Annotated in this window: 16 protein-coding genes and 16 tRNA genes; 17 read left to right on the top strand and 15 right to left on the bottom strand. The window is 42.9% G+C overall.

Translation table 11 applies throughout. The annotated features are described in order from the left end of the window. Nucleotides 1-253 precede the first annotated feature (253 nt). The 16 genes from MCT08_RS05345 to MCT08_RS05270 all read left to right on the top strand — a co-directional run bounded on the left by MCT08_RS05345 (nt 254) and on the right by MCT08_RS05270 (nt 2,258). A tRNA-Met gene (locus tag MCT08_RS05345) sits at nt 254-330 on the top strand. 51 nt (nt 331-381) lie between these two features. Continuing rightward, nucleotides 382-466, top strand: a tRNA-Leu gene (locus MCT08_RS05340). A 25-nt stretch (nt 467-491) separates the two neighbouring features. After that, nucleotides 492-566 (top strand) — tRNA-Gln (locus MCT08_RS05335). A gap of 77 nt (nt 567-643) precedes the next feature. Further along, nucleotides 644-720 (top strand) — tRNA-Met (locus tag MCT08_RS05330). Between the two features lie 45 nt (nt 721-765). After that, nucleotides 766-850, top strand: a tRNA-Leu gene (locus MCT08_RS05325). Between the two features lie 23 nt (nt 851-873). Then, nucleotides 874-958 (top strand) — tRNA-Leu (locus MCT08_RS05320). 25 nt (nt 959-983) lie between these two features. Next, nucleotides 984-1,058, top strand: a tRNA-Gln gene (locus MCT08_RS05315). Between the two features lie 84 nt (nt 1,059-1,142). Further along, nucleotides 1,143-1,227, top strand: a tRNA-Leu gene (locus MCT08_RS05310). Nucleotides 1,228-1,252: 25 nt separating this feature from the next. Continuing rightward, a tRNA-Gln gene (locus MCT08_RS05305) sits at nt 1,253-1,327 on the top strand. An 84-nt stretch (nt 1,328-1,411) separates the two neighbouring features. Next, a tRNA-Leu gene (locus tag MCT08_RS05300) sits at nt 1,412-1,496 on the top strand. A gap of 10 nt (nt 1,497-1,506) precedes the next feature. After that, nucleotides 1,507-1,583 (top strand) — tRNA-Met (locus tag MCT08_RS05295). A gap of 52 nt (nt 1,584-1,635) precedes the next feature. After that, nucleotides 1,636-1,720, top strand: a tRNA-Leu gene (locus MCT08_RS05290). A 25-nt stretch (nt 1,721-1,745) separates the two neighbouring features. Further along, nucleotides 1,746-1,820, top strand: a tRNA-Gln gene (locus MCT08_RS05285). Nucleotides 1,821-1,904: 84 nt separating this feature from the next. After that, nucleotides 1,905-1,989: transfer RNA gene (locus MCT08_RS05280), tRNA-Leu, on the top strand. A gap of 25 nt (nt 1,990-2,014) precedes the next feature. Further along, nucleotides 2,015-2,089: transfer RNA gene (locus MCT08_RS05275), tRNA-Gln, on the top strand. A gap of 84 nt (nt 2,090-2,173) precedes the next feature. Then, a tRNA-Leu gene (locus tag MCT08_RS05270) sits at nt 2,174-2,258 on the top strand. Nucleotides 2,259-2,392: 134 nt separating this feature from the next. Here the strand turns inward: MCT08_RS05270 and MCT08_RS05265 are convergent. The 15 genes from MCT08_RS05265 to MCT08_RS05195 form a co-directional block, all read right to left on the bottom strand. Continuing rightward, complete coding sequence (locus MCT08_RS05265) at nt 2,393-3,535, bottom strand: flagellin (protein WP_172533557.1); 1,143 nt, start codon at nt 3,533-3,535, stop codon at nt 2,393-2,395. A 633-nt stretch (nt 3,536-4,168) separates the two neighbouring features. Next, the gene (locus MCT08_RS05260; protein ID WP_261927310.1) at nt 4,169-5,308 is read right to left on the bottom strand and encodes a flagellin; all 1,140 of its coding nucleotides are present in this window, start codon (nt 5,306-5,308) and stop codon (nt 4,169-4,171) included. Nucleotides 5,309-5,704: 396 nt separating this feature from the next. Further along, nucleotides 5,705-6,898: a flagellar hook-associated protein FlgL gene (gene flgL / locus MCT08_RS05255; protein WP_274678012.1), complete on the bottom strand. Its 1,194-nt coding sequence runs from the start codon at nt 6,896-6,898 to the stop codon at nt 5,705-5,707. A gap of 10 nt (nt 6,899-6,908) precedes the next feature. Then, nucleotides 6,909-8,783 carry a flagellar hook-associated protein FlgK gene (flgK, locus tag MCT08_RS05250; RefSeq protein WP_274678011.1) on the bottom strand — a complete coding sequence of 625 codons (1,875 nt, stop codon included), beginning with the start codon at nt 8,781-8,783 and terminating at the stop codon, nt 6,909-6,911. Nucleotides 8,784-8,921: 138 nt separating this feature from the next. Then, nucleotides 8,922-9,827 (bottom strand): flagellar assembly peptidoglycan hydrolase FlgJ, encoded by a 906-nt coding sequence (gene flgJ / locus MCT08_RS05245; protein WP_274678010.1) that lies wholly within the window; start codon nt 9,825-9,827, stop codon nt 8,922-8,924. Nucleotides 9,828-9,837: 10 nt separating this feature from the next. Further along, complete coding sequence (locus MCT08_RS05240; RefSeq protein ID WP_053310985.1) at nt 9,838-10,929, bottom strand: flagellar basal body P-ring protein FlgI; 1,092 nt, start codon at nt 10,927-10,929, stop codon at nt 9,838-9,840. A gap of 47 nt (nt 10,930-10,976) precedes the next feature. Next, complete coding sequence (gene flgH / locus MCT08_RS05235) at nt 10,977-11,756, bottom strand: flagellar basal body L-ring protein FlgH (protein WP_274678009.1); 780 nt, start codon at nt 11,754-11,756, stop codon at nt 10,977-10,979. A gap of 23 nt (nt 11,757-11,779) precedes the next feature. Further along, the gene (gene flgG, locus MCT08_RS05230) at nt 11,780-12,568 is read right to left on the bottom strand and encodes a flagellar basal-body rod protein FlgG (protein ID WP_274678008.1); all 789 of its coding nucleotides are present in this window, start codon (nt 12,566-12,568) and stop codon (nt 11,780-11,782) included. A 21-nt stretch (nt 12,569-12,589) separates the two neighbouring features. Next, nucleotides 12,590-13,339: a flagellar basal-body rod protein FlgF gene (flgF, locus tag MCT08_RS05225; RefSeq protein WP_171981319.1), complete on the bottom strand. Its 750-nt coding sequence runs from the start codon at nt 13,337-13,339 to the stop codon at nt 12,590-12,592. A gap of 195 nt (nt 13,340-13,534) precedes the next feature. Next, entirely contained in the window at nt 13,535-14,839 is a 1,305-nt protein-coding gene (gene flgE / locus MCT08_RS05220) for a flagellar hook protein FlgE (protein ID WP_274678006.1), read from the bottom strand. A 29-nt stretch (nt 14,840-14,868) separates the two neighbouring features. Continuing rightward, nucleotides 14,869-15,576 carry a flagellar hook assembly protein FlgD gene (gene flgD / locus MCT08_RS05215; protein WP_053310980.1) on the bottom strand — a complete coding sequence of 236 codons (708 nt, stop codon included), beginning with the start codon at nt 15,574-15,576 and terminating at the stop codon, nt 14,869-14,871. Nucleotides 15,577-15,593: 17 nt separating this feature from the next. Continuing rightward, nucleotides 15,594-16,010: a flagellar basal body rod protein FlgC gene (gene flgC, locus MCT08_RS05210; RefSeq protein WP_053310979.1), complete on the bottom strand. Its 417-nt coding sequence runs from the start codon at nt 16,008-16,010 to the stop codon at nt 15,594-15,596. A 4-nt stretch (nt 16,011-16,014) separates the two neighbouring features. After that, entirely contained in the window at nt 16,015-16,410 is a 396-nt protein-coding gene (gene flgB, locus MCT08_RS05205) for a flagellar basal body rod protein FlgB (RefSeq protein WP_053310978.1), read from the bottom strand. Nucleotides 16,411-16,680: 270 nt separating this feature from the next. Further along, a complete protein-coding gene (locus tag MCT08_RS05200) occupies nt 16,681-17,508 on the bottom strand; it encodes a protein-glutamate O-methyltransferase (RefSeq protein WP_053310977.1) in 828 nt (275 codons plus the stop codon). Nucleotides 17,509-17,518: 10 nt separating this feature from the next. Next, on the bottom strand, nt 17,519-18,445 hold the full coding sequence (locus MCT08_RS05195; protein ID WP_168521380.1) for a chemotaxis protein CheV: 927 nt from the start codon (nt 18,443-18,445) through the stop codon (nt 17,519-17,521). 80 nt (nt 18,446-18,525) lie between these two features. On the opposite strand from MCT08_RS05195, the gene flgA reads away from it, so the two are divergent. Further along, a complete protein-coding gene (gene flgA, locus MCT08_RS05190) occupies nt 18,526-19,269 on the top strand; it encodes a flagellar basal body P-ring formation chaperone FlgA (RefSeq protein WP_274678005.1) in 744 nt (247 codons plus the stop codon). Nucleotides 19,270-19,352: the final 83 nt, after the last annotated feature.

Raw genomic sequence — 19,352 nt, 5'->3', positions numbered from 1 at the left:
AACAGTTTGTGTTGGCTTTTTTGTTTTTTCTACAAAGCAGACCTTCCCGTGAGGCCTAGTAAAAACAAATAAGATTGCCGTATTAGTGCCTGTTTTTGATCACAAACACGTCTCTTTGTTCAAAAAAAGTTCGAACGGCTATTTTCAGAGAATTTATTCAAAAAAACTATTGACGCTCCTAAGCCATATCCGCATAATGCGCTCCGTTCTCAACGTTAAGCAAAACTTAAAAAAGAGAGCAAAAAAGGAAAATGGCTACGTAGCTCAGTTGGTTAGAGCACATCACTCATAATGATGGGGTCACAGGTTCGAATCCCGTCGTAGCCACCATTTCCTAAGTGTTTTTTCTGAACTTTCAGAATGAAAACCTTTAGGAAAGTTGCGGAAGTGGCGAAATTGGTAGACGCACCAGATTTAGGTTCTGGCGCCGCAAGGTGTGAGAGTTCAAGTCTCTCCTTCCGCACCATTATTTAGATGAGTAATCATCTTGCAGGGCTATCGCCAAGCGGTAAGGCAGCGGCTTTTGATGCCGCCATCCCCTGGTTCGAATCCAGGTAGCCCTGCCATTTTCAAAAGTGTTGTATTTGAAAAAATATTGGCACTCGGATTGAGATTGTATTATATTGTCTCGCTCCAAAAACATGGCTACGTAGCTCAGTTGGTTAGAGCACATCACTCATAATGATGGGGTCACAGGTTCGAATCCCGTCGTAGCCACCATAATTCAGTTATTCGCGTTAGTGGGTAGCTTATAGATATCGAGCTGCGGAAGTGGCGAAATTGGTAGACGCACCAGATTTAGGTTCTGGCGCCGCAAGGTGTGAGAGTTCAAGTCTCTCCTTCCGCACCATCTCGATGATCTAACAATAATTTGCGGAAATGGCGAAATTGGTAGACGCACCAGATTTAGGTTCTGGCGCCGCAAGGTGTGAGAGTTCAAGTCTCTCTTTCCGCACCATTATTCAGATGAGCAATCATCTTGCAGGGCTATCGCCAAGCGGTAAGGCAGCGGCTTTTGATGCCGCCATTCCCTGGTTCGAATCCAGGTAGCCCTGCCATTATTTAAATGGTTAGCTTCAATACGCTGAACATGACAACGATTGATTGGATCTCCAATTTCCAGTTAATCTACAGAATAAGTTGCGGAAGTGGCGAAATTGGTAGACGCACCAGATTTAGGTTCTGGCGCCGCAAGGTGTGAGAGTTCAAGTCTCTCCTTCCGCACCATTATTTAGATGAGCAATCATCTTGCAGGGCTATCGCCAAGCGGTAAGGCAGCGGCTTTTGATGCCGCCATTCCCTGGTTCGAATCCAGGTAGCCCTGCCATTATTTAAATGGTTAGCTTCAATACGCTGAACATGACAACGATTGATTGGATCTCCAATTTCCAGTTAATCTACAGAATAAGTTGCGGAAGTGGCGAAATTGGTAGACGCACCAGATTTAGGTTCTGGCGCCGCAAGGTGTGAGAGTTCAAGTCTCTCCTTCCGCACCATTGTTTTAATGGCTACGTAGCTCAGTTGGTTAGAGCACATCACTCATAATGATGGGGTCACAGGTTCGAATCCCGTCGTAGCCACCATATACAACGATTAATTGGATATCCAATTTCCAGTTAATCTACAGAATAAGTTGCGGAAGTGGCGAAATTGGTAGACGCACCAGATTTAGGTTCTGGCGCCGCAAGGTGTGAGAGTTCAAGTCTCTCCTTCCGCACCATTATTTAGATGAGTAATCATCTTGCAGGGCTATCGCCAAGCGGTAAGGCAGCGGCTTTTGATGCCGCCATTCCCTGGTTCGAATCCAGGTAGCCCTGCCATTATTTAAATGGTTAGCTTCAATACGCTGAACATGACAACGATTGGTTGGATCTCCAATTTCCAGTTAATCTACAGAATAAGTTGCGGAAGTGGCGAAATTGGTAGACGCACCAGATTTAGGTTCTGGCGCCGCAAGGTGTGAGAGTTCAAGTCTCTCCTTCCGCACCATTATTTAGATGAGTAATCATCTTGCAGGGCTATCGCCAAGCGGTAAGGCAGCGGCTTTTGATGCCGCCATTCCCTGGTTCGAATCCAGGTAGCCCTGCCATTATTTAAATGGTTAGCTTCAATACGCTGAACATGACAACGATTGATTGGATCTCCAATTTCCAGTTAATCTACAGAATAAGTTGCGGAAGTGGCGAAATTGGTAGACGCACCAGATTTAGGTTCTGGCGCCGCAAGGTGTGAGAGTTCAAGTCTCTCCTTCCGCACCATTTATTAGAAACCCAGCTTTGCTGGGTTTTTTCTTTTTCACTAGATGGATATTCCTGTCGCCAACATTTTTCATTTCAGCATTATCCAAGCAAAAAAAATCCAGCCGTAGCTGGATTCTTCATTAATACTAACCTTAGCCAAGTAGACCAAGAGCAGCATTTGGTGCTTGTTTCGCTTGAGCCAATACTGAACTTGATGCTTGAGAAAGGATCTGAGCTTTAGTCAGTGCAGTCGTTTCTTTGGCAAAATCTGTATCTTTAATACGGCTCTTAGAAGCATTCACATTTTCGTTAATGTTATCTAAGTTATTAATCGCATGGCCAAAACGGTTTTGGAATGCACCCAACTCTGCACGGTGGCTATCCACATTTTTTAGCGCGGCATCAAGAATGGCAACCGACTCTTGTGATCCACCAACAGTTCTTACGTCAATATTGTTAACGGTAACATCCTTAGTAGTTGGTGTATCAAGCCCTAGTTCAGTCGCAAGAGAACCCGTAAACGCTACAGAGCTAGTGTCGATATCATTACCATCGGCAAAAACTTGCAGTTTACCGTCTTCATCTACTGATGCTTTAACCATATCAGTCTGACCATTGATATAGGTTGCTAGCTGCTCAATATCATCGCCTTCTTTTGCCGTGATAGCGATAGTTTGAGCATTTCCGTCAGAATCAGTCAGAGCGATACTCAAGTCATTACCAGTCGCGCCAATGGCCCAATCTTTATCTTGACCATTAGTCGCAACAAAACTTGTTCCGCCCATTGCACTGTCATCGCTGCGCATATTGTTCAGCGTTAACATTACCGCTTCACCATTATCAGCACCGATTTGGAACGACTTGGTTGCAAAGGTACCGTTAAGCAGTTTATTACCGCCGAATGATGTAGTTTCCGCAATACGGTTTAACTCATCATTAAGTGCGGTGACTTCTTCTTGAATCGCAACACGCTCAGACTTAGAGTTTGAACCGTTAGCAGATTGTAGAGAAAGATCACGCATACGTTGTAGAATGTTCGTAGTTTCATTCATTGCACCTTCCGCTGTTTGTGCAATTGAAACACCATCATTCGCGTTGCGTACCGCAACATCTAGACCGCGACTTTGTACGTTTAAACGGTTAGAGATCTGTAGACCCGCTGCATCGTCTTTCGCACTGTTGATTTTGAAGCCTGATGATAGACGTTCCATTGATGACTGTTGCGCATTGCTTGCACTATTTAAGTAGCGCTGTGCTGTCATTGCTGAAACGTTTGTATTTACATTAACCGCCATAGTGGTTCTCCTAATGATTATCCGACGTAGCGTAACTTGGAACGGTTTCCGACGTCTCGGATAACCAGGTAGTTCTCTCAAAGTTACTAGTATTAGCGACTGCTATGACGATTCCTTTAGCCGCGAAATGCATATTTATTAAAAAATAAGCAAGTTGAATAAAAAACGGGACTTCAATGGCAAAAACTTAAGAAATCATAAAAATAGAGCTAAAGCTTTGTCGATATCCGTCGGTAGGAATAATGGCAACATACTCAAACAACTTGAAATTGCAGGTAAGCGGCAAGTGAGTTCATTCCTATGAGCATAGATAAACTATGTGATTGGGGAACCAACACCGCTGCAGCTTCATGTAGGAAGGGGATAGAATAGGAAAATGAAGAGTTCGGAAGGTATTTTAGACAAAGAAAAGCCCCTTTTCCTTTGAGAGAACTGGGGCTAGTTGGTAGTCAGAGCCAATGTGGAGATCAGAGAAATGAACACATTACCGACTGACCGGGGCGCATGGTTATCACATGAAATATAAAGCAGGGTAAATCTTGAGAGAGCTTTATATCCAACAATAATCATGCTTTGCCAAGGATTCCTTCATAACATACCCACGTCTGAGTCGATTAATGAAGGGTCCTAACATTACTGCAATAGTGACATTGCAGAATTTGGCAACTGTTTTGCTTGGGCAAGAATTGATGTCCCTGCCTGTTGCAGAATTTGTGCTTTTGTCATTTGCGTTGTTTCTTTCGCAAAATCAGTATCTTTAATACGGCTATTTGATGCTTCAACGTTTTCTTGGATATTGGCCAAGTTGTTGATACTGTGGCTTAATCGGTTTTGTTTCGCACCTAAGTCAGCTCGTTGTGAATCAACATATTTCAACGCCGCATCCAAAATACCAACCGCATTTTGTGAACCACCGACTGACCTAACATCGATATCTTGAACCGTTGAATTCAGGCCTGGCCCGCCATTTAAACCAAGCTCGGTAGCTAGACCACCAGATATGGTTAAATCACCTTGTAAATTAGGCTCTGCGGCAAAAATTTGCAGCTTACCTTCTTCATCAACCGATGCGGTTAACTTGTCGGTTTGACCATTGATGTAGGTAGCAAGTTCTTCGATGTCATCGCCATCTTTAGCAATAACGTCCAGTGTAATTGCCTCGCCACTTTTAGTCGTGAATTCAAATTTTAAGTCGCGAGCTGTGGGCGGTACACCCCAATCTTTGTTTTTCCCTTGGTCAGCCACGAATGATTGGCCTCCCATCCGGAAATCATCGGCTCGTACACTGGTTAGCCCCATGATAATGGCTTCACCTGAACTCGCACCGATTTGGAAGGAAGCTTCGCCAAATGAACCGTTAAGTAGCTTACGACCACCAAATGATGTGGTTTCTGCTATACGGTTTAGCTCATCTTGCAATGCACTCACTTCTTCATTCAACGCCTGACGCTCTGATGCTGAGTTCGTACCATTGGCCGATTGCAAAGAAAGGTCACGCATGCGTTGTAAGATGCTTGTTGACTCATTCATTGCCCCTTCCGCTGTCTGGGCAATCGAAATACCATCGTTGGCGTTACGCATTGCCACATCCAAACCACGTGATTGTGCAGTTAGGCGGTTAGAAATTTGTAGACCTGCTGCATCATCTTTTGCACTGTTAATTTTATTACCTGATGATAAACGTTCCATCGAAGTATTCAGTTCATTAGATGCTTTATTTAGGTAACGCTGAGCGGTCATCGCCGAAACGTTAGTATTTACTGTAATGGTCATAATTTGCTCTCCTAGTGAGTTCGCAAGCTTTTTGCGAAGCGGCCAGCTTTACTCTCATTTGGAAGCACTGACCGTGAATAACTTGCTAAATCCGCTATTTGCCGATTTAAAAACTTGTTGTATCAACTCTGATATAAACAATTCAATTAGTATGCCAACTTTGAAAACATCTGATATTAAAATCAATACTCTTTGTTTTTAATCACTTATAAGAATATTTCCATCCTATTTTTGTGACTATGCATCTAACCTTTTCTACTTAACAACTGAGTTGCCACTTTCGTTTGCCGCTCTGTTGCCACTTTGCCTTTCGATTGTATATGAGCAATTTTCAGGCCAATTTTTCAACACATTCTATTCTTCGCACATATGGCTAAGCACATAAGGCAGTGAAGTTTAGATATAGTTGAACAGGGTTAAATCTTTCGTTTTACCAAAAGCTTGTTGCGAAGCCTGCAATGCGCGGGAGTTTTCATTAAATTCGATCACAGCTTCGGCATAATCGAGATCTTCAAAATTACTCTTCGATTTCGCCAAACTTATTTTAAAATCTTCATGCTGTTCTTCTTGAATATCTAAAGTACTTAAACGTGCACCAATATCAGTACGCACTTTATTTAAGTGAATAAATGCAGCATGAAACTCCTCGGTTATCTGATGTAATTTCGCCGTTGATGACGCATCAGAAACCGAGCTTTGGGACAGCGCGATAGCCTCTTTGTAACTATCAAAAAGACTATATGTAGAACGAGGTTCCAAAGAGATAACATCACCTTTCGAGATTTGTCCTTTCACATGAATCGTTAAATCTTGATATTGAATGCCTTTTTGCGGATCAAACTCATCAGCAGAGACGACACTGCCATCTTGTTCTAATTGATAGCCATACTTACCGTTAGGCATATCGACAAAAGTAACTTTGTAGCTAGATTGGTCATCAGGGTTTAAGTTTGTCGCTCGCTCAAGCAGTAATTCAGACCCCTCTTTTAATTGATAGTCTGGCTCATAGTCGCCAAAAGGATTATCAATCTCCATAAAGACTTTGCTTCCTGGATTATTAAAAGGGACTTCTAAACTATTGGAGATTTTCATCTTTCGCTGATAATCATCACCGGCATATGTCACGTTACCAGCGTTATCTCTAAAGAACGGTTGGTTCTTGGGCTTAGTACCACCAAAGATATAGTTACCAGACTCATCCTGAACATTCGCTAAGTTGAGCACATTATTTGAGACTTCTTGTAACTCACGCGCCATCGCTTCTCTATCTTCCGGCGATAACGAGCCATTAATCATTTCCATTACCGTTCGTTTAGCTTGGTCTGTAAAACTTTCCGTATTGGCAATAATCACTTCTTGATGCTCTAGACGGTTTCTGACTAAAACAATCGAATCCAAATACTGGCGTAGTTGCTCTTCTTGCTGACCCACATTTTGAATGTAGTGAGTCGCCAGTGGATTATCACTGGCCGATAATAGTTTCTTTCCCGACGCCAATTGAGCTTGGTTATGGTGAACTTTAGACTCTTGGCGACGAATATCGTTTTGCACTGACTGGTAATTATGGAAGCTGGATATTCTAGTTAACATTTATCGCCCCCTATCTAAGTTGCAAAATCGTGTTAAACGTGTCATTGGCCGCTTGCATAATCCGCGATGAAGCCATATACGCTTGTTGGAATTTCATCATGTTGGCGGCTTCTTCATCGAGGTTTACCCCAGAGATAGAAGCGATTCGTTCTTGCGCTGCTTCTTTCTCAAGCCTAGACACATCGGTCAAACGGGAAGCCGTGGCTAATTGCAAACCAACATCAGTGTTGAGGTTATGATAAATATCTAGCACTGTTGATTCGTTATCATTGAGTTTCTTGTCGGTTTGAATGTTCTGCATTTTGCGCAAGTTGCCGTTATCACCTTCAGAGGGGACAAGGTTTGCCGTAAATTTATCATTGGGCAACGCGCCAGGTGTTAACTCAAAAGTAGTACCTAACACTGTGACTGGACTTGATGGTGGATACGCTTGTGGCGCGAGCAATATATTGCCCTTAGTATCCGTTACTGCAAACTGATCGCCTTGGGGTGACACGACGACTTCAAACTCACGCAGATCCCCCGCCGCAAGTATGTTAAATTTGGCCGTACCTTGAGCAAACGTAGTGGAAGCTTCGAAACTTTGAGCGGCAATTGCCGTCGGGTCATTGGTTGCCATCTTCATGATTGCCGCACCGTTGCGAGTTGGACGCAGTAAAACTCGCTCCCCTGTTTCTGGCGCATTACGAATATCTATTCGCATTCCATCTAAGAAAATACTGTCACGCACCACCGGAACATTAACCTGCTCACCGCTGGGTTTAGTGGCAACATAGTTACTGCCGTTGAATTGCAGAGAGTATTCTCCGCCTTTCAATAGTGATATATCTTCGATGAAGACCGCTAAATCAGCTTGCGAATTACTGGATGTCACCACACGTGAACGTGCCACTAAATCAGAGTTTACATCAGTAAAAATGGCTCGCCCTACATTGCCACGTAAATCCAAACCTTGGGATTGCAACTTATTCACTTCATAAGAAAATGAGTTAGCCATACGCCCTAGTTCATCCATTACATACGGAATATGTTTGTCACGCATATCAAGCAAAGCACCAATTTTCCCATCAATATCTTGGGATGTAATCGGTTTAATGCCTCGACCTTCAACCATCGCCAAACGTCGTTGGTGGACATCAGGATACCCATCAATCATTTTTAATTGGCTGGCTTCCGTACCAGATACTAAAGTGTGGCCATTACCGATATGGATATTAAAACCTTCCGCATTTTTTCTTGGCGTCACAGTAACTTTGGTGTACTCAGAAAGTTCAGCTACGAGCTTTTCATGTTGATCCATCAAGTCGTTATGTGGACCGGGGGTGCGCATCATTAAACGTTGCAAATCCCGTAATTCAAGGGCTAATTGGTTAATACGCTCGATACCCAGATCCAACCCCTTATTAGCCACATCTGATTGGCGGCGAATGGTTTCATGGAAATCATTCATGTTTTGAGTGAGCAAGTCAGCTTTCTCTAGCACAACTTTACGCGCACCAACATCGTTTGGGCTATCAGCAAGGGTTTTAATGGCATCAAACCATTCATTTAAGTTTTCAGGTATTTTTTTCGATGCGACCGAGGAAAGCATTTTCGACAACATGTCTAAATTTTCTTCCACATCCTTTTTGAAAGAGAAACTGGTGGTAGAAAGGTTCAGTTCATTAACGGCAAATTGATCCCATGAGCGGCGAACTTTTTCCACATGTACGCCCATGCCGTAGGTTTCACCACCGTATTGACGAGGCGCATTGGTCCCTTGGATCACAGACTGACGACTGTAACCATCTGTATTAACATTAGAAATGTTATGACCTGTCGTGCTAAGTTGTCTCTGAGCGGTAAGTACACTTTGGGTACCTAAATTCAGAAGATCCGACGCCATACTGCCCCCGAAAACCTAATCAAATCAGTAGTTACTGAATATCTAAATTAGTATTTGCAATATGTATGCCAGATAAGTGGAATTAAAAGAATTGGAGATTGGATATAAAAACAGCCAGTAATACTGGCTGTTAAATGGTTATTCCATTGAGTTTATTTGAGATTTAACCCTTAATACTTTCTCTGCATATTGAGGGTCTGTGGCATATCCAGCATCGTGAATACCACGAATAAATGATTCATCATTTCCGCCATGATTTAGCGCGATTTTGTAACGAGGATTATCATTTAAGAAGCGAACATAATCATTAAAACTGTCTTGATAACTATCGTATGAGCGGAATGCAGCCTTCTCCATCACGGGCGTATTGTCGTGATACTCTAGCGTTTGAGTGGCAACTTTATCGCCTGACCAACTGCGATCCGCTTTAATGTTAAAGAGGTTATTACTGCTACCACGTGCATTCTGTACCACTTTTTGCCCCCACCCTGTTTCTAATGCCGCTTGTGCTAACAGTAGTGAAGAGTCGACACCTAGCGATCTTGCTGCTTTTTCCGCATAAGGTTTCATTGAGGTTACAAACGCTTGTGGAGAATCGAATTGACTTGGCTCAGCGATTACTCTATCAGCTTCCATCATCTCTTTTGAAGCTTTACTACGCTCAATACGACGCATCGCTTCTTGGAAGCCATCGTTGGTTGGCTTATCCATTGGTTGCTCAGTCTTACCTTGACTCAGCTGAGCGACAATCATATCAGCAAGGCCTAACGACCCTGAAGCACTAAGCTCACTCGACATTTGCTCATCGAGCATTTGGCGATAAAAGTCTTCATTTTGGCTATTAAACATTTCCGATTTAAAATCAGCATTTGCATCGCGCATTGACTTGAACAGCATAGAGGTAAAAATAGCTTCAAACTGTTTAGCTGCAGCCGTTAATGCGGCATTCTCGCTGTCTTTATCACCATTCGTGGCTTGCTGACGTAGCTTATCTAAGCTGGCGATATCGTGAATAAAACCAATATCATTCGGATTATTAATCATGTTCATCTCCTTAGATAATGATCAACTGGCCTTCAATTGCACCAGCCTGCTTTAAAGCCTGTAAAATCGCCATTAAGTCAGATGGTGCAGCACCCACTTCATTCACTGCTCTGACTAAATCATCTAAGGTTAAACCCGGTTCAAACTTGAACATTTTACCCTGTGCTTCCGTGACCGTAATTTCACTATCAGGAACGATCGCTGTTTGACCACCTGAGAAAGCATTAGGTTGGCTCACATTCAGGTTCTCTTTAATTGCAACCGTCATACCACCGTGAGTCACTGCCGCGGTTTTTAAGCGCACGTGTTTACCAACAACAATGGTACCGGTACGTGAGTTAACAATAATTTTTGCCGAACCATCCGCAGGATCAAACTCGATATTTTCTATGGCAGAAAGAAAGGCCACACGTTGACCGACATCTCGTGGTGCTCGAATACGCACTGAAGTCGCATCAACGGCTGTTGCCATTTGTGGACCAAGGAAATTATTCACCGCATCAGCCATGCGCTGAGCCGTTGTAAAATCAGATTCAATGAGGTTAAAGGTGATGAAATCGCCACGGCTAAAGGGGCTAGGAACTTCACGTTCAACAATTGCCCCACTTGAAATTAGCCCCACAGTTGGGTTGTTGCCAACAATTTTTGACCCATCAGCACCGCTGGCACTAAACCCGCTCACGACTAAGTTACCTTGTGCTACGGCGTAGACTTGTCCATCCAAACCTTTGAGAAAAGTTTGCATTAACGTGCCACCGCGTAAACTCTTTGCCGAACCAATGGAAGATACCGTTACATCAACCGCCTGACCTTGCTTAGAGAATGCCGGCAACTCAGCGGTAACAATAACCGCGGCAACGTTTTTGGTTTTAGGCTTCGTACCAGGTGGCAACTGAATGCCGAAGTTTTGTAGCATGGCATTAAAGCTTTGATCAGTAAAAGGCGTTGATTCGCCAGTACCAGGTAGACCGGTTACCAAACCATAACCCACCAATTGGTTGCTACGTACGCCTGCGACTTGAGAAACATCTTTGATACGAGCAGCATGTGCTTGAGTAGCAATCAACAGCAAACTCAAAACAAACAGTGTGAATTTTTTCATGGTTTGGTCACCTTAATTTCTATTTTCTTTACGTCAAAACGTCGACGTTAAAGAGAAACATTAAAGAATCGTGCCAAGAATCCAGGTTCTTGCATATCTTGATTAGTGCCAGTGCCCGCATATTGAATTCTAGCGTTGGAAATACGAGTTGAAGCAATGGTGTTATCAAAATCGATATCATCTGGACGAATGGTACCACTTAAGCGGATATACTCATCTCCCGTATTGAGAGTTAGCCATTTTTCACCGCGAATCACTAAATTACCATTGGCAAGAACTTCAATCACTTCAACTGTAATAGAACCGGAAATACTGTTACTTTGGTTTGCCTCAGCACTACCATTAAAATTATTATCATTCTTTAGCGCATAGGAAAAATTATAATCCCCGATAGTGAGATCTTTACCGCCAACCGCTAATGGATCCATGGAGGAATCGTTAGATTTTGATAAATCAGCATCGGCACTTTTTGCCGCTTTAGTGCTCTCATCAAGATTTACAGTAATGATATCGCCAATACCACGCGGTTTAGAATCATCGTATAGACTGTTGATGTGCTGAAGATTAAACAACGATCCCGTTTCAGCCGCATAATGTTCGGGTTTCTGCTTTGGATGGATGGGCGCCCAAGCTGGATCTCCAGCAAGCGGATCAGTTCGATTACGTAATATATCAACCAAACCTGAACTTTCTTCTGATGCTTTATCACCTTCAACGGCATCAACAACCGTTGTTCCCTGTACAGTTTCAGGAGTATCTATTGGTGACTGCGACGTGCTACAACCAGACATCACAGTGATAAAAGCTAGGATCAATAAACGTTTCATCGTGGCATTCTCTTAGTTAAATATTAAAGCTGTTGGTTAACGAAACTCATCATTTTATCAACCGCAGAGATAACTTTTGAATTCATCTCATAAACACGTTGAGCTTCAATCATGTTGACCAATTCTTCAGTCACGTTCACGTTTGAAGTTTCAAGCATCGATTGGCGAACATCGCCCAGACCATCAAGGCCTGGAACCCCTTCTTGAGGGTCACCACTGGCACCAGTTGGTAAATACAAGTTTTGACCAATCGGTTCTAGACCACCGGGGTTGATAAAATCAACGGTGGTAATTTGCCCAACAACTTGATTATCTTGTTGGCCACGCACTCGAACCGAAACTTCCCCGTCATTACCTACAGTAATTGAGATAGCATCTGGCGGAATGACAATTTCAGGCTCTAAATTGTAGCCCGCTCCTGAAGTAACAATTGCGCCTTCATCGTTCAAGGTAAATTGGCCATTTCGGCTATAGGCAACATTACCGTCTGGCATCAAAATTTGAAAAAAACCATCACCTTCGATCATCATATCAAGGCTATTGGTGGTGGTTTGTACATTACCATTGGTGTGCACTTTTTGCGTGGCAACCACTTTCGAACCGGCACCTAGCATTAAACCGCTTGGTAACTCGGTATTTTGCGATGACTGGCCGCCTGGTTGGTTGATGTTTTGATAGAATAGATCTTCAAATACAGCGCGGCCTTTTTTATAACCGATGGTCGAGGCGTTCGCTAGGTTGTTCGAAATCGTAGCGATATTGGTTTGTTGAGCATCAAGCCCGGTTTTACTTACCCATAATGCAGGTTGCATAATAATCTCCTTTTGCGCTTATTAGCTCATGCGAAGCAGTGAATCGGACGCTTTGTCCATGTCTTCTGCTGTACTCATCATTTTGACTTGCATTTCAAACTGACGTTGAAGATCTATCAGGCTCGTCATTTCGCTTACCGCGTTGACATTACTGCCTTCTAAAGCTCCCTTTAGCAGTTTTACATTGGCATCTGCTTCGAATGCCACATTTGGGTCCTTCGCTCGGAATAGACCATTGGTATCTTTGTATAACGTTTGATTATTAGGGCGAACCAGTTTGATACGATCAACAATTTCCATTGCATCAGCAGGCGCACCTTGTGGAAGAACAGAAATGGTGCCGTCATTGGCAATTTCGACTTTGCTTAATGGAATCGGCAATGTGATCGGAGCCCCCGTTTCACCTAACACTAGATGACCACTACCGTTCATCAACAAGCCATTTTGATCAATATTGAGATTGCCGCTACGAGTTAGGCCTTCACTGCCAGTTTTATCCATCACTGAAATCCACCCATCACCTTGGACGGTGACATCGAGATCTCGACCTGTGGTAATAACACTGCCTTGATCGAAACGATGACCCGGGCGCTCTGTCATGCTAAACACTCGGCTCGGTAACCCATCACCGTAAGCTTGCATTGAGCGGGCTTGCGCCAAATCAGCACGGAACCCCGTGGTACTGACGTTTGCTAGGTTGTTCGCTCTTAATTGCATAGCCTGCATGTTTTGTTTTGCGCCACTCATGGCGAGAAACAGTGCGCGGTCCATAATGTGCTCCAATAATCATCGTTCGATCATTAAAAGCAATTGACGTGCCAACTTTTATTTCAATTAAAAGTCAATAAGTTAAATAAATAAGAGAGGAGGGAATGGGAGAAAACTGCCGCTTACCACGGCTAATGGCAACAATACCAAGTTAACGTTGCCGCTAACTTGGTATTCCAGATAATGACCGTTACGGTATTAACGAATCTGTAGGATATTTTGCTGTAGCTGATTATGTACTTCTAGAGAACGAGAGTTCGCTTGGAAGTTACGCTGAGCTGAAATTAAGTCTACCAGCTCTTGCGTCATATCGATGTTTGATTGCTCAAGCGTACCGTTATTGATAGTACCAAACGATCCTTTGTTAGATTCACCCCAGATTTTATCACCTGAGTACTGCGTAGAATCCCACTGTGTACCGCCTTTCTTATCTAGCCCTTGCTCATTCGGTACACGTACTAAGCCAACACGGCCCAGAATAATGTTTTCACCGTTTGAATAAGTGCCTAATACACTACCGTTTTCATCAAAATCAATTTTGGTTAAAAAGCCTGTGGTTGCACCATCTTCATCAAATTTTGTTAATTGAAATGGAGCGGCAAACTGCGTTGCAGAGTCTAGATTAAATGATAAAGTTTGGTTTGGATCGGCACCGTTTAGGTCGATAGGGTTAGCCCCTGAGCCTAACGGTTCAGAAACGATATTTTGGCCGTTATTTAGACTTGCCAGCGTACCATCATTATTAAACTTCATCGTATGACCAACATGACCCGTTGGTGTAGATGCATCACCACCCACGATATTCACTGGCTTCTCGCCTGCTTTATCCGTCACCGTATAGTACGTTTGCCATGTATTCTCTTGAGTTTGATCTTTCAAATAATACGTGGTGAGTTTATACGACTGACCCATAGAGTCATAAATAGTCGAAGATGTTGAACGGTTGTAAGTTTCCGGGTCATTAAAATCAAATAACGTCGGATCTTTCAGTTCACCATTCGCAGGCAAGTTAACACCAACTTCAATATTCGCGGTCTGTTTTGGTTTACCAAATTCAGCAGGAATGTTCAGTGGTTGAGGCTCATAAGAAAGCACATCGCCCGTATCTGGGTTTACCTGATAGCCAAGTAGATACTCATCGTTCGACGTTACCATGTAGTTGTCTTTGTTCAGGTGGAAAGCACCATTACGCGTCAACTCATTTTGTTGTGGGATGAGACGCTCTTTAGCGACCGCAAAAAAGCCTGTACCAGAAATACGCAAGTCCATCGGGTTGTTGGTATAAATACTGGAACCTTCATGAAATTGCTGTGCCACTTTGTTTGCTTGAACACCGCCACCAGGAGTGGTCTTGGCATTGGTAAACAAAGAGTTTGAATATACATCACCAAACTCTGCACGAGACTCTTTAAAGCCAAATGTGTTTGCGTTTGCAATGTTATTACTGGTTGTGTTCAGATCTAACTGAGCTGCGGATAAACCGCTTAAAGATATATATGACATTCCAAAATCTCCTATCTAGCTAGCGTTTACTACGCTTTGCCAACTTCTAGTACTTCAGCAAGTTTAACTGGCGATGTAAATCCAGCCAGATTGAGCAGTACGTTACCATCACCTTTACCAAGGAGAACACTATTGACGTTTGCATAGGTCGATACCGCAAACTCTTTACTTTCTCCATCCAGCAAACCCGAAGCTTTCACTTGGTATTTGCCGCCCGGCAATGGATTACCGTTTTGGTCTTTACCGTCCCATTCAACACGATTGTCACCGGCAGATTTTGCACCGACATCAAAGGTACGAACCAATTGCCCAGCTTCGTTCTCAATTCGGACAAACAAGTTATCCAAACTTTGAGGAAGCTTAACCATTGCTGCCATACCTTGACCATCTTGTTTAATCCCTGCCGCACCTGGTACTAATACATCACGACCGACCAATGATGATGCTTGCAGAGCTTGGTTTGATGTCATTGACGAGTTGAGACTCTCAAATTGAGTATTCATCTTGCCAATACCATCGACGGTTGCAAATGAAGCCATTTGCGCAATCATCTGGTCATTGCTAACCGGCTTAAAAGGGTCTTGTTGAGCAAGTTGCTTGGTGAGCAACGATAAGAAATCCTCTTGTTTGAGGTCTTGCTTACCCGTTGTATCTTCAGGCTTCTTTTGGTCTTGAAGACTTTTAAGCTGGTCAACATAGGACAAGCCGCTTTGACCAACGTTATTAATTCCGGCCATACGCTACCTCCTTATCCTTATTGACCCATCTGCAGCGTACGCAGCAGCATTTGTTTACTTGCATCTGCCACTTGTATGTTCGTTTGGTACGAACGAGAGGCAGAAATCATGTTAGCCATTTCTTCCATTACGTTAACGTTTGGCTTATAGATATAACCCTCATCGTTCGCTAATGGGTGATCTGGGTTGTACTCCGCATTCAGCGGCTTATCGCTTTCTACAATACCTAATACTTTCACTGGCACATTATGGTCTCGGTTATAACGTGCTTTACTTAACTCAGCACCAAACACAGCATGACGTGCTTTGTAAGTGTCTTTAGCAGAACTACTCACACTGTCCGCATTTGCAAGGTTACTTGAGGTTGTATTTAGACGAACAGATTCAGCACTCATTGCAGAACCAGTCACATTGAACACATTAAATAGGCTCATCTAATTATTCCCCTTTGATTGCTTTCGTTAAGTTCTTGAATTTACTTCCTAAGAAGTCGAGTGATGCTTGGTGTCTGATTTGATTTTGCATAAACAAGTTACGCTCTAAATCCACATCCACCGTATTACCATCCCCCGTATCCGGCTGGGTAGGAGTTCGATATAGACTTTCCCCAGTCACATTGGTAGAGGCAGAAATATGCCGACCATCCGTACGGTTAAGCCCAATGCTTGCCCCCGAACTTGCCGCCTGCAACGCTCTACTGAAGTCCATTCCTTTTGCTTTAAAGCCAGGCGTGTTTGCTTGTGCGATATTGGTGGAAATCACCTCAGCATTGCGCTCACGGACACCAACAGTGTATTGGTGAATACCTAATGCATTGTCAAAAGAAATAGCCATGTTTACCTCTACAATAAGAACTGACCGTTATCACTTAGATTAAAGCAATTACTGTACCAACTTTTAAAATGGTGAATTGAATTTAATCTGAGCTACCTTTGCAAAATATAAGCCGCTTTCTCTAAAATAAGCGTAATGATACTTGAACAGCGGAAAACACCTCGCCTTAGAGTTCATCAACAGTCAGGCGCTCAAAACAGAACTCAACATAAACGAAAATCCAAACAAAAAAGCCCAGCAAAAGCTGGGCAAGTCTGAGATGAATAACAACTATTTTAATTTATATATGATACCTGGATTACAGCGAACCATATCAAACTTATCAGTTAACCCCGTAAGAGACTCCGACGCCCCAAGCAACAAATAACCACCTGGGTTTAAGTTGTTCGCCATTTGATTAAGCACTTTTGATTTCATGTCTGGTGAGAAGTAAATCAATACGTTACGACAAAAAATAATATCGAATTTACCCAGCAAAGCATAACTTTCCATCAGGTTTTGAGGTCTAAAGTTAACGAGGCGTTTGACGTTATCTTTGATTTTCATGCGCCCATCGCCAGCATCTTCAAAGAAGGTTTTACGACGCTCTGGTGAAAGACCTCTACCCAAAGCAAGGTTGTCATAAATCCCTGCCTTACACATATCCAACATGCTGGCGGAGATATCGGTAGCGGTAATCGAAACACTAGGCAACATCCCCGGTTTACGCTGTTGGGTTTCTAATACCGTCATTGCCATAGAATACGGCTCTTGGCCTGATGAACTTGCCGCTGACCAAATTTTTATAGGACGTTTTTTTGCCGCCACTTCCGGCAAAAGACGTTCTGCTAAAACGGTAAAGGGGTAAGAGTCACGGAACCATAATGTTTCATTGGTTGTCATCGCATCAACAGCAGCAACACGTAGTTCACGATTTCTCCCTGTCACTACATCACGCAACAAATCAGAAAGAGAGGTTAACTTGAATTTCGCAACCAAAGGACTTAAGCGACTTCTCACTAAGTACTGCTTGCTGTCTCCAAGTACAATTCCGCACTGAGATTCCAAAAAACGGCTGAAGTCGCGATATTCTTGATCGCTTATAGTTATAGCTGTCATTAATTTCTCTTTAGTTAACTAGTGCAGCTTTCACCGCATTCCCAAGCTCATCCGGGTTGAATTTAGCGATAAATGAATTCGCGCCAACTCGCTCAACCATGGCTTGGTTAAAGACCCCACTCAACGAAGAGTGAAGAATCACATACAAATCTTTTAAATCTGAGTTACGTCGAATTTCTGCAGTTAAGGTATAGCCATCCATCTCTGGCATCTCAATATCTGAGATAATCAATGAAATCTGATCGTAAATAGGCCCTTCAGCAGCCATTTCAATCAGTTTCTCATAGGCTTCTTTGCCATCTTTCACTGAAATAACTTCAAAACCAATTGATTCGATAGCTCTTTGTACCTGTTTACGCGCAACCGTTGAGTCATCGGCAATCAAAATACGGCGCACAATTTCTTTTTCTGCTTCAGCTTGAGCAATAGACTCACCAATAGATGAATCCATAGTTTCGTCGACAGGAGAAATTTCTGCCAGAATTTTCTCTACATCAAGAATTTCAACCAGCTCATTGTCTATATTAGTGACAGCCGTTAAGTAGTTTGCTCGACCAGAACCATCAGGCGGTGGAAGGATCGCTTCCCAGTGCATATTCACAATTCGATCAACTGAACTGACCAAGAATGCTTGGATTGTTCGGTTAAACTCAGCAATAACAACAAAGCATTTATCAAGATCAGTCGTTGGACGTCCGCCAACTGCCAAACTTAAATCAATAACAGAAACAGTTTGGCCTCGAATGTGAGCAATGCCTTTTACTAAGCGATGTAAATTCGGCATTAAAGTCAATTTAGGGCACTGGAGTACCTCTTTTACTTTAAATACGTTGATACCATAACGTTGGCGTCCCATCAGGCGAAACGTTAGGAGTTCCAATCGGTTTTGACCGACGAGTTGCGTACGCTGATTCACAGAATCAAGAATACCCGTCATAAGCTCATCTCCATCTCAAACTTTTGTGCTAAAAAGTGGTAGTCTACTACAGGCTATGAAGAAACCAGAGAAAAGGCACGATGCATCCACAAATATGCTTACATCTACTTTCCATAACTAAGTGTAGAGCTTTCTATAGAAAATTTTACACATCTATCGGCTTTTTATTGTTTTTCTTTAATCTTTCTGTGCATTCTGCCACTTTCGAGCAAATTGAATCAATTCAACAAGCAGCACAACAGCATGTTTTAGATACGGTTGAATGGCCTATCGGTGGAGAGTTAAACGCACAAGCTGCCAATATTGATGAGCGCATTTACGCCACCAACTGCCCCTCGCCTTTGATTACATCATCCTCATCAAATAATGGTACCGCGAGTAACATTACCGTTCTTGTTGAGTGTACAGAGGATAATTGGAAAGTCTATGTACCTGTCAGGCTGATGATTTCTTTACCGTTAGTTACTGCAGCCGTCCCTATGTCTCGCGGCCAGATCATCACTCAACAAGATGTCACCATGACCATGGTAGACTTACACCGCTTTCGTCGACAAGGTTTTTCTGATACCGACAGAATAGTCGGAGCAAAGGTAAAAAGAAATGTGCGCCTTGGTGATGTGATTGAACAAAATGATATCTGTGTGGTATGTCGAAATGAAAGCGTTGTCATTCAGGCGGTAAAACAAGGTATGAGCATCACAACTAAAGGAACAGCTCTCAGTGATGGTATCTTGGGGGAGCAGATAAAAGTGAAAAATGACAAATCAAACCGTATAATAGATGCACAAGTGACAGGAATTGCGGAAGTAACGGTACAATTTTAATACCTTCAGTTTTACAGTGAGTGTGTGGAAATTGTTAACGAAGTGAAGCAGAAAAAAGTGCTAAAGTAATTAAATACGCTGTC

The sequence above is a fragment of the Vibrio aestuarianus genome, from assembly GCF_028858425.1.
Taxonomy (GTDB): Bacteria; Pseudomonadota; Gammaproteobacteria; order Enterobacterales; family Vibrionaceae; genus Vibrio; species Vibrio aestuarianus.
Note: the sequence above shows the minus strand (reverse complement) of the source record. Positions and strands in the feature narration are given on the sequence as shown.

Coding starts and splice junctions, on each gene's coding strand:
- MCT08_RS05265 (WP_172533557.1), bottom strand. CDS start 3,535: ATGGCGGTTAATGTAAATACAAACGTTTCAGCAATGACAGCACAGCGC.
- MCT08_RS05260 (WP_261927310.1), bottom strand. CDS start 5,308: ATGACCATTACAGTAAATACTAACGTTTCGGCGATGACCGCTCAGCGT.
- flgL (WP_274678012.1), bottom strand. CDS start 6,898: ATGTTAACTAGAATATCCAGCTTCCATAATTACCAGTCAGTGCAAAAC.
- flgK (WP_274678011.1), bottom strand. CDS start 8,783: ATGGCGTCGGATCTTCTGAATTTAGGTACCCAAAGTGTACTTACCGCT.
- flgJ (WP_274678010.1), bottom strand. CDS start 9,827: ATGATTAATAATCCGAATGATATTGGTTTTATTCACGATATCGCCAGC.
- MCT08_RS05240 (WP_053310985.1), bottom strand. CDS start 10,929: ATGAAAAAATTCACACTGTTTGTTTTGAGTTTGCTGTTGATTGCTACT.
- flgH (WP_274678009.1), bottom strand. CDS start 11,756: ATGAAACGTTTATTGATCCTAGCTTTTATCACTGTGATGTCTGGTTGT.
- flgG (WP_274678008.1), bottom strand. CDS start 12,568: ATGCAACCTGCATTATGGGTAAGTAAAACCGGGCTTGATGCTCAACAA.
- flgF (WP_171981319.1), bottom strand. CDS start 13,339: ATGGACCGCGCACTGTTTCTCGCCATGAGTGGCGCAAAACAAAACATG.
- flgE (WP_274678006.1), bottom strand. CDS start 14,839: ATGTCATATATATCTTTAAGCGGTTTATCCGCAGCTCAGTTAGATCTG.
- flgD (WP_053310980.1), bottom strand. CDS start 15,576: ATGGCCGGAATTAATAACGTTGGTCAAAGCGGCTTGTCCTATGTTGAC.
- flgC (WP_053310979.1), bottom strand. CDS start 16,010: ATGAGCCTATTTAATGTGTTCAATGTGACTGGTTCTGCAATGAGTGCT.
- flgB (WP_053310978.1), bottom strand. CDS start 16,410: ATGGCTATTTCTTTTGACAATGCATTAGGTATTCACCAATACACTGTT.
- MCT08_RS05200 (WP_053310977.1), bottom strand. CDS start 17,508: ATGACAGCTATAACTATAAGCGATCAAGAATATCGCGACTTCAGCCGT.
- MCT08_RS05195 (WP_168521380.1), bottom strand. CDS start 18,445: ATGACGGGTATTCTTGATTCTGTGAATCAGCGTACGCAACTCGTCGGT.
- flgA (WP_274678005.1), top strand. CDS start 18,526: ATGCATCCACAAATATGCTTACATCTACTTTCCATAACTAAGTGTAGA.